Origin of the sequence: Pseudomonas sp. DCB_AW (assembly GCF_026240895.1) — a bacterium.
GTDB lineage: Bacteria > Pseudomonadota > Gammaproteobacteria > Pseudomonadales > Pseudomonadaceae > Aquipseudomonas > Aquipseudomonas kermanshahensis.
The window spans coordinates 1-8,212 of the sequence record NZ_JAPFCE010000118.1 but is presented as its reverse complement, the minus strand read 5'-3'; the positions used below and the strand labels follow the sequence as shown (position 1 = coordinate 8,212).

9 protein-coding genes are annotated in these 8,212 nt (G+C 62.6%); 4 read left to right on the top strand and 5 right to left on the bottom strand.

Annotation, left to right across the window (positions count from 1 at the left end; all coding sequences use genetic code 11):
* Positions 1–74 precede the first annotated feature (74 nt).
* Positions 75–1,259, top strand: coding sequence for an osmoprotectant NAGGN system M42 family peptidase (locus OO306_RS27405; RefSeq protein ID WP_027595930.1), 1,185 nt, complete (start codon positions 75–77; stop codon positions 1,257–1,259).
* 154 nt (positions 1,260–1,413) lie between these two features.
* A complete protein-coding gene (locus tag OO306_RS27400) occupies positions 1,414–1,641 on the top strand; it encodes a YheU family protein (protein ID WP_027595929.1) in 228 nt (75 codons plus the stop codon).
* Positions 1,642–1,646: 5 nt separating this feature from the next.
* Here OO306_RS27400 and csrA read toward each other — a convergent pair whose 3' ends face one another.
* Positions 1,647–1,835, bottom strand: a complete 189-nt coding sequence (gene csrA / locus OO306_RS27395; RefSeq protein ID WP_027595928.1) for a carbon storage regulator CsrA — start codon at positions 1,833–1,835, stop codon at positions 1,647–1,649.
* A gap of 120 nt (positions 1,836–1,955) precedes the next feature.
* The gene (locus OO306_RS27390) at positions 1,956–2,765 is read right to left on the bottom strand and encodes an SDR family oxidoreductase (protein WP_265970339.1); all 810 of its coding nucleotides are present in this window, start codon (positions 2,763–2,765) and stop codon (positions 1,956–1,958) included.
* Positions 2,766–2,971: 206 nt separating this feature from the next.
* Here OO306_RS27390 and OO306_RS27385 point away from each other — a divergent pair, with 206 nt between their 5' ends.
* Positions 2,972–3,124, top strand: a complete 153-nt coding sequence (locus OO306_RS27385) for a DUF3309 family protein (protein WP_003252624.1) — start codon at positions 2,972–2,974, stop codon at positions 3,122–3,124.
* Positions 3,125–3,192: 68 nt separating this feature from the next.
* Here the strand turns inward: OO306_RS27385 and OO306_RS27380 are convergent, their stop codons facing one another.
* The 3 genes from OO306_RS27380 to OO306_RS27370 form a co-directional block, all read right to left on the bottom strand.
* Positions 3,193–4,857, bottom strand: a complete 1,665-nt coding sequence (locus OO306_RS27380) for a cation acetate symporter (protein WP_027595926.1) — start codon at positions 4,855–4,857, stop codon at positions 3,193–3,195.
* On the bottom strand, positions 4,854–5,165 hold the full coding sequence (locus OO306_RS27375) for a DUF485 domain-containing protein (RefSeq protein WP_027595925.1): 312 nt from the start codon (positions 5,163–5,165) through the stop codon (positions 4,854–4,856). Before OO306_RS27375 ends, OO306_RS27380 begins: the two co-directional genes overlap by 4 nt.
* A gap of 241 nt (positions 5,166–5,406) precedes the next feature.
* Entirely contained in the window at positions 5,407–6,267 is an 861-nt protein-coding gene (locus OO306_RS27370) for a glycine betaine ABC transporter substrate-binding protein (RefSeq protein WP_099428543.1), read from the bottom strand.
* A 196-nt stretch (positions 6,268–6,463) separates the two neighbouring features.
* Between OO306_RS27370 and OO306_RS27365 the strand changes: the two genes are divergently transcribed.
* Positions 6,464–8,029 carry a beta (1-6) glucans synthase gene (locus OO306_RS27365; RefSeq protein ID WP_265970338.1) on the top strand — a complete coding sequence of 522 codons (1,566 nt, stop codon included), beginning with the start codon at positions 6,464–6,466 and terminating at the stop codon, positions 8,027–8,029.
* The last annotated feature ends 183 nt before the right edge of the window (positions 8,030–8,212 follow it).

Sequence of the window (8,212 nt, the reverse complement as noted above, 5' to 3'; positions counted from 1 at the left end):
AGCCCGCTCCCACAGGTTTCAGGTTTACGTGTGGGAGCGGGCTTGCCCCGCGAAGAGGCCAGTAAGGAGTACCCATGTCCGAACACCACCCCGAACCCGATCTCGACTACCTCAAACGCGTCCTGCTGGAGATGCTCGCCATCCCCAGCCCCACTGGCTTCACCGACACCATCGTGCGCTACGTCGCCGAACGCCTGGATGAGTTGGGCATCCCCTTCGAGCTCACCCGCCGTGGCACCATCCGCGCCACCCTCAAAGGCCGGCAAAGCTCACCGGACCGCGCTGTTTCCGCGCACCTGGACACCATCGGCGCCAGCGTGCGTCAGTTGCAGGACAACGGCCGCCTGGCGCTGGCGCCGGTGGGCTGCTGGTCGAGCCGCTTTGCCGAGGGCAGCCGGGTCAGTGTGTTCACCGACACCGGCGTGTTCCGCGGCAGCGTGTTGCCGCTGATGGCCAGCGGGCATGCGTTCAACACCGCCATCGACCAGATGCCTATCAGTTGGGACCACGTCGAAGTGCGCCTGGATGCCTACTGCGCGACCCGCGCCGATTGCGAAGCCCTGGGGGTCTCGATCGGCGATTTCGTCGCCTTCGACCCGTTGCCAGAGTTCACTGAAAGCGGCCACATCAGCGGCCGCCACCTGGACGACAAAGCGGGCGTAGCCGCATTGCTGGCGGCGCTCAAGGCGGTGGTGGAAAGTGGCCGACAGCCGCTGATCGACTGCCACCCGCTGTTCACCATCACCGAAGAAACCGGCTCCGGCGCGGCAGGTGCCCTGCCCTGGGACGTCAGCGAATTCGTCGGCATCGACATTGCCCCGGTAGCGCCAGGCCAGGCCTCCAGCGAGCATGCGGTGAGCGTGGCCATGCAGGACTCTTCGGGGCCTTACGATTACCACCTGTCGCGTCACCTGCTGAAGCTGGCCGGCGACCACGATTTGCCGGTCAGGCGCGACCTGTTCCGTTACTACTTCAGCGATGCCCACTCGGCGGTGACGGCGGGGCATGACATCCGAACCGCGCTGGTGGCGTTTGGCTGCGATGCCACGCACGGTTACGAGCGCACGCATATCGACAGCCTGGCGGCGCTGAGCCGGTTGCTGTCAGCGTATTTGTTGAGCCCACCGGTGTTTGCCAGTGATTCGCAGCCGGCCAATGCCTCGCTCGAGCGCTTCAGCCATCAGTTGGAGCACGATGCACAGATGGAGAGCGATACGCGGGTGCCGGCGGTGGATAGCCTGGTTGGGAATAAAGGCTGATAGTTTGGGGCTGCTGCGCAGCCATCGCGACGCAAGGCCGCTCCTACACGGTCCTTGTGGGAGCGGCCTTGCGTCGCGATGGGCCGCGCAGCGGCCCCAAATGCACGAACGTTTCGCGTAGCATGCCCACACTCAACCCCCAGAATCGCCCGCCATGCTAATCCCCTACGACCAACTGCAAGCCGACACCCTGACCCTGCTGATCGAGGACTTCGTCACCCGCGACGGTACCGACAACGGCGACGACACCCCCCTCGAAACCCGCGTATTGCGGGTGCGCCAGGCATTGGCCAAGGGCCAGGCGTTCATCCTGTTCGACCCGGAAAGCCAGCAATGCCAGCTCCTGGCCAAACATGATGTGCCACGCGAGCTGCTCGACTGACGCCCTCACGCGCCACGCCCCTTGCGCACCTCCCCCTCCTTGATGCGCTTGTACACCTCAGCGCGGTGCACCGGCACCTCGCGGGGCGCACTCACCCCAAAACGCACCATCCCGTCCCGCGTCTCGACCACCATGATGCGGATGTCATCGCCAATGGTGATGACTTCGCCTACTTCGCGCCCTATTACCAGCATGATCCGATCCTCCAGCGTAAGGGAAAACCGGAGCGTGCCTCGGGTACTTAAGGCTACTCAATAGTTCCAGGGCAATTCAGAAGCAACCTACATCCATGGGTAATTTCCCCTACAGACAGATCATCGCGCAGGCGCCTTGGCACGCATTTTCACCGCCATGTCGGCCATCTCGTCATACAGCCGCTCAGGTGCCTCGCGCTTGAGCTGCCACGCCTGGCGCCCGGCCTCGTGGGGCAAGATCAGAAACTCGCCGGCAGCCACTTGCCGGTGGATGTACTCGGCGATATCGACCGCGCTGATCGGCGAGCCCTCCAGCAGCTTGCCGACCTGGGCCTTCATGGCCGGGTTCGGGCCACGGAACGAATCCAGCAGGTTGGTCTGGAAGAACGACGGGCACACCACGTGCACCGCCACCTGCACTTGGCGCAATTCCACCAGCAGGCTTTCCGACAGGGCCAGCACACCGGCCTTGGCGACGTTGTAGTTGCTCATGCCCGGGCCCTGCATCAGCGCGGCCATCGAGGCGATGTTGATGATCCGCCCTTGGCTGCGCTCCAGCAGCGGGAGGAAGGCCTTGCAGCCCTTGACCACGCCCATGAGGTTGACCGCGATTTGCCAGTCCCAGTCCTCAAGCGACAACTCGGCGAAGAAGCCGCCCGAGGCGACGCCGGCGTTGTTGACGATCACATCGATGCCGCCAAAGCGCTCTTCGCAGGCCTGGGCCAGCGCCGTGAGCTGGCTGTAGTCGCGCACATCACAGCGCTGGATAAACCCGTCGCCACCGGCTTCCCGGGCCAGTTCCAGCGTTTCGCGCAGGCCGGCCTCGTTGACATCGGCCAACGCCAGGCGCCAGCCCTCGCGTGCCCAGCGCAGGGCGATCTCGCGGCCGAGGCCGGACCCGGCGCCGGTGATCATGATGCGGTTTTGCATGGTGGCAGGCCTTGTGCTGATGGGTTGTCAGGCGAGTCTAATCAAGGCATTGCCGAGAGGGAGGGTCCATCAGGGTAGTGAATGAAAGGGCATGACCAAGCGGTCAGTACCGAACAAATGGAATCTTTAGCCAAGCGCACCGGTCCGATTTAACAAGAGGCCAGCAGTCCGAGGCCCTTGACCCCTAACCACGCAAGGACTCCGCCATGACCACGATCCTCATCATCATCCTGATCCTGCTGCTGATTGGTGGCTTACCCGTCTTCCCACACTCGCGCAGCTGGGGCTATGGCCCTTCCGGCATTATCGGCGTGGTGTTGGTGATTCTGCTGGTGCTGTTGCTGCTAGGCATGATCTAGCCGTCCAAGCATAAAAAAACCGCGATACGGGCATCACCCGTATCGCGGTTTTTTTTATGCCTCAGCGGTCAGTGCGAAACCGCACCGGAAGCGCCCAGGCCGGTTTGCGAACGCACAAACTGCGGGAAGAACAGCGCACGTTCGTTCTCAGCCGCCTTGGACTTGTCGGTGACCGAGAAGAACCAGATACCGACGAAGGCAATCAGCATCGAGAACAGCGCCGGGTACTCGTACGGGTAGATCGCCTTCTCGTGGCCGAGGATCTGTACCCAGATGGTTGGGCCAAGGATCATCAGGCCCACTGCACTCACCAGGCCCAGCCAGCCGCCGATCATGGCGCCGCGGGTGGTCAGTTTCTTCCAGTACATCGAAAGCAGCAGTACCGGGAAGTTGCAGCTGGCAGCAATCGAGAACGCCAGGCCCACCATGAAGGCGATGTTCTGCTTCTCGAACAGGATGCCCAGGCCGATCGCCAGCACGCCGAGGGCGATGGTGGTGATCTTCGACACGCGGATCTCGTCCTTGTCGTTGGCCTTGCCCTTGCGCCATACGCTGGCGTACAGGTCGTGGGACACCGCCGAGGCACCGGCCAGGGTCAGGCCAGCAACCACCGCCAGGATGGTGGCGAAGGCCACCGCCGAGATGAAGCCCAGGAACACGCTGCCACCCACGGCATTGGCCAGGTGCACCGCGGCCATGTTGTTACCGCCCAGCAAGGCGCCTGCGGCGTCCTTGAAGTCCGGGTTGGTGCTGACCAGCAGGATCGCGCCAAAGCCGATGATGAAGGTGAGGATGTAGAAGTAGCCGATGAAGCCGGTGGCGTAGAGCACGCTCTTGCGCGCTTCCTTGGCGTCACTGACGGTGAAGAAGCGCATCAGGATGTGCGGCAGGCCAGCGGTACCGAACATCAGCGCCAGGCCCAGGGAGAACGCCGAGATCGGGTCCTTGACCAGGCCGCCAGGGCTCATGATCGCCTCGCCTTTGGCGTGCACCTTGATGGCTTCGGAGAACAGGGTGTTGAAGTCGAAGTTGACGTGTTTCATCACCATCAGTGCCATGAAGCTGGCACCGGACAGCAGCAGCACGGCCTTGATGATCTGTACCCAGGTGGTGGCCAACATGCCGCCGAACAGTACGTACAGGCACATCAGGATACCGACCAGAATCACCGCCACGTGGTAGTCGAGGCCAAACAGCAGCTCGATCAACTTACCGGCGCCGACCATCTGCGCGATCAGGTAGAACGCCACCACCACCAGCGAACCGGAGGCCGACAGGGTACGGATTTCTTTCTGCCCGAGGCGGTACGAGGCCACGTCGGCGAAGGTGTACTTGCCCAGGTTGCGCAGGCGCTCGGCGATCAGGAAGAGGATGATCGGCCAGCCGACCAAAAAGCCGATGGAGTAGATCAGGCCGTCGTAACCCGAGGTGAACACCAGGGCGGAAATCCCCAGGAACGAGGCCGCCGACATGTAGTCACCGGCAATTGCCAGGCCGTTCTGGAAGCCCGTGATCTTGCCGCCGGCTGCGTAGTAGTCCGCCGCCGATTTGTTGCGTTTGGAGGCCCAGTAGGTGATCCCGAGGGTGAAGGCGACGAAGGCCACGAACATGGCGATCGCCGACACGTTCAGCGGCTGTTTCTGCACCTCGCCGGTCAGGGCATCGGCGGCCCACACGGCGGGTGCGAAAACGCCGCAGGCCAGAACGGCCAGGGCTTTGGCGTGGCGAATCATTGTTGCGCCTCCTTCAGGATGGCCTTGTTCAGCTCATCGAACTCACCGTTGGCACGGCGCACGTAGATGGCGGTCAGGACAAATGCCGAAACGATCAGGCCGACGCCCAGGGGGATGCCCCAGGTAATCGACGACTCTGGGCTGAGCTTGGCGCCCAGTACATGAGGACCGTAGGCGATCAGGAGGATGAAGGCGCAGTAGAGACCGAGCATGATCGCCGAGAGAATCCAGGCGAACCGTTCGCGTTTTGTAACCAGCTCCTTGAAGCGCGGGCTGTTTTGTATCGAGAGGTAAATGCTGTCGTTCATTGTTTTTGTCCTAGCAGCACAGATAGGGGATGAAACCCACACCCTCACTTTATGCTGCCGTTGGACGCCAACCAGACGACCTTAGTCTTAGATGCAACAGTGTTTTACCGATTAAGTAACAAAACACCTGTAGGAGCAGACTTGTGCTGCGAAGAGGCCGGTACAGATGGCCCCGTTTTTCTGGGGCTGTACCGGACTCTTCGCAGCACAAGGCTGCTCCTACAGGTGAGCGTGTTGCCAGTTACTTACCGGTCCACTCTTTGACCCGGTCCGGGTGTTTGGCCACCCAGTCCTTGGCCGCCGCTTCAGGCTTGGCGCCTTCCTGGATCGCCAGCATCACTTCGCCGATCTCGTCCTTGGACTGCCAGCTGAACTTCTTGAGGAACTCCGCCACTTCCGGCGCCTTGGTCGCCAGTTCCTTGCTGCCGATGCTGTTGACGGTTTCGGCAGCGCCATACACGCCTTTCGGGTCTTCGAGGAACTTGAGCTTCCACTTGGCGAACATCCAGTGCGGCACCCAACCGGTCACGGCAATCGACTGCTGCTTGGCATAGGCACGGCCCAGTTCGGCGGTCATCGCAGCGCCGGAACTGGCCTGCAGTTTGTAACCTGTCAGGTCGTAGTCTTTGATGGCCTGGTCGGTCTTGAGCATTACCCCGGAGCCGGCGTCGATACCGACGATCTTCTGCTTGAAGCTGCTGTCGGTCTTGAGGTCGGCGATGCTTACCGCCTTCACGTATTCAGGGACGATCAGGCCGATTTTGGCATCCTTGAAGTTGGCACCGTAGTCGACCACGTTGTCTTTGTTCTTGGTCCAGTACTCGCCGTGGGTCACGGGTAACCAGGCCGACAACATCGCATCGAGCTTGCCGGTCGCCACGCCCTGCCACATGATGCCCGTGGCCACGGCCTGCAACTTCACGTCGTAGCCGAGCTTCTGCTTGATCACTTCGGCGGCCACGTTGGTGGTCGCCACGCTGTCGGCCCAACCATCCACGTAACCAATGCTTACTTCTTTGGCCATTGCCTGTGCAGCGCTCATGGCCATTACCAGGGCGGTGCCCACACCCAGGAAACGTCGCATCTTGTTCAAAGTTGCCATCAAAGCATCCCCTCGTCAGGTCTCGGAGATTGCATCATCTTCCTGCAACAACTTGTGACCTGCTCCCTGTACGACATGTAACCAACCATAGGCGACAGCACTGTGCCATTAGCGCCATGGGCTCACGCCAGTCTGCGCGATCCTTGCATGCCAAAGGATTGGCGCCGGGCTACTATCTACCCTTTTGCGCCTGACGATGGACCGCCCGATGCCCAGCCCCACCCGCCTGCACCTGCCGTTGTACCTGCTAGCCTGCCTGCTTGCCCTGATCGGGCTGGCAACGCTCTGGTACGGGCTCGGCAAGCCGGTGCACCTGCCCGATGCGGCTAGCCCCACGCACAAACTGCAGTGTGCTTCTTACACCCCCTTCGACAAGGACCAGTCGCCGTTCGACCAGCCGTTTCGCCTGCGCCCGGCGCGCATGGATGCCGACCTGGCCTTGCTGGCCGAGCGTTTTCAGTGCATCCGCACCTATTCGATGACCGGCCTTGAGGCAATACCGCAACTGGCACGCAAACATGGCCTGAAGGTGATGCTCGGTGCCTGGGTCAACGCCAACCCGGTGGACACCGAGAAGGAAGTGGACCTGCTGATCGCCGCCGCCAACGCCAACCCCGATGTCGTCAGCGCGGTGATCGTCGGCAACGAGGCGCTGCTGCGCAAGGAAGTCACCGGCACGCGCCTTGCTGAGCTGATCGCCAAGGTCAAGCGCCAGGTCAAGGTGCCGGTGACCTATGCCGACGTCTGGGAATTCTGGCTGCAACACCCCCAGGTGGCCCCTGAGGTGGACTTTTTGACTATCCACTTGCTGCCTTACTGGGAGGATGACCCACGCGGCATCGACGATGCCTTGGCCCATGTCGCCGATGTGCGCCGTGAGTTCGGGACGCGCTTTGCGCCCAAGGACATCCTGATCGGCGAGACCGGTTGGCCCAGCGAAGGCCGCCAACGGGAAACTGCCGTGCCCAGCCGGGCCAACGAGGCGCGCTTTATCCGTGGCTTTGTGGCGATGGCCGAAAGCAATGGCTGGCGGTACAACCTGATCGAGGCCTTCGACCAGCCGTGGAAGCGCGCCAGCGAAGGCGCCGTGGGCGGCTACTGGGGGCTTTATGACGCCGACCGGCAGGACAAAGGCGTGCTCGAAGGGCCCGTCAGCAACCTGCACTACTGGCCGCAGTGGCTGCTGGCCAGCGCGGTGTTGATGCTGGTCATGCTGTGGGTGGCCGGGCAGCCCGCTACCCCCATGGCGGCCCTGCTGTTGCCGTTGCTGGCCGCGTTTGGCGCGGGTTGCCTGGGGCTGTGGGGCGAGCTGATGCGCAGCCACGCACGCTTTGCTGGGGAGTGGCTGTGGGCCGGGCTGCTGGCGGCGCTCAACCTGCTGGTGCTGGCCCACGCCGCCCTGGCCTTGGCCCGCCGCGATGGCTGGCGTGAGCGTATTTTTGCCTGGCTTGAGGCCCGTGCTGGCTGGCTGTTGCTTGCAGCGGGCTTTGCGGCGGCGGTGAGCATGCTGGCGCTGGTATTCGACCCGCGTTACCGCAGTTTCCCTACAGCTGCACTGGCGTTGCCGGCAGTGGTTTACCTGGTGCGGCCGGTGCTGGCGCGGCGGGCCGAGGTGGCATTGCTGGCGTTTATCGTGGGGGCGGGGGTGGTGCCGCAGTTGTTTCTGGAAGGGCTGGAGAATCAGCAGGCCTGGGGCTGGGCGGTGGTGAGCGTTTTGATGGCCTTGGCGTTGTGGCGGAGCCTAAGATTGCGTGCAGGCTGACAGGGGCTGCTTTGCAGCCCATCGCAGGCAAGCCAGCTCCTACAGGTCTGCGCTGTACCTGTAGGAGCAACTGTCTTTGAGGATTTTTTTGAAGTTGGCCCCCGCTAGGCATAGCTTCGCCAGCGATACCACGTAGCGGTGTCGCTGGCGAAGCCCGCGTTTAGTAGATCAATCCTCGATTGC

Excerpts from the sequence above, each read along its gene's own strand:
- OO306_RS27405 (WP_027595930.1), top strand. The coding sequence starts at position 75 with ATGTCCGAACACCACCCCGAACCCGATCTCGACTACCTCAAACGCGTC.
- OO306_RS27400 (WP_027595929.1), top strand. The coding sequence starts at position 1,414 with ATGCTAATCCCCTACGACCAACTGCAAGCCGACACCCTGACCCTGCTG.
- csrA (WP_027595928.1), bottom strand. The coding sequence starts at position 1,835 with ATGCTGGTAATAGGGCGCGAAGTAGGCGAAGTCATCACCATTGGCGAT.
- OO306_RS27390 (WP_265970339.1), bottom strand. The coding sequence starts at position 2,765 with ATGCAAAACCGCATCATGATCACCGGCGCCGGGTCCGGCCTCGGCCGC.
- OO306_RS27385 (WP_003252624.1), top strand. The coding sequence starts at position 2,972 with ATGACCACGATCCTCATCATCATCCTGATCCTGCTGCTGATTGGTGGC.
- OO306_RS27380 (WP_027595926.1), bottom strand. The coding sequence starts at position 4,857 with ATGATTCGCCACGCCAAAGCCCTGGCCGTTCTGGCCTGCGGCGTTTTC.
- OO306_RS27375 (WP_027595925.1), bottom strand. The coding sequence starts at position 5,165 with ATGAACGACAGCATTTACCTCTCGATACAAAACAGCCCGCGCTTCAAG.
- OO306_RS27370 (WP_099428543.1), bottom strand. The coding sequence starts at position 6,267 with ATGGCAACTTTGAACAAGATGCGACGTTTCCTGGGTGTGGGCACCGCC.
- OO306_RS27365 (WP_265970338.1), top strand. The coding sequence starts at position 6,464 with ATGGACCGCCCGATGCCCAGCCCCACCCGCCTGCACCTGCCGTTGTAC.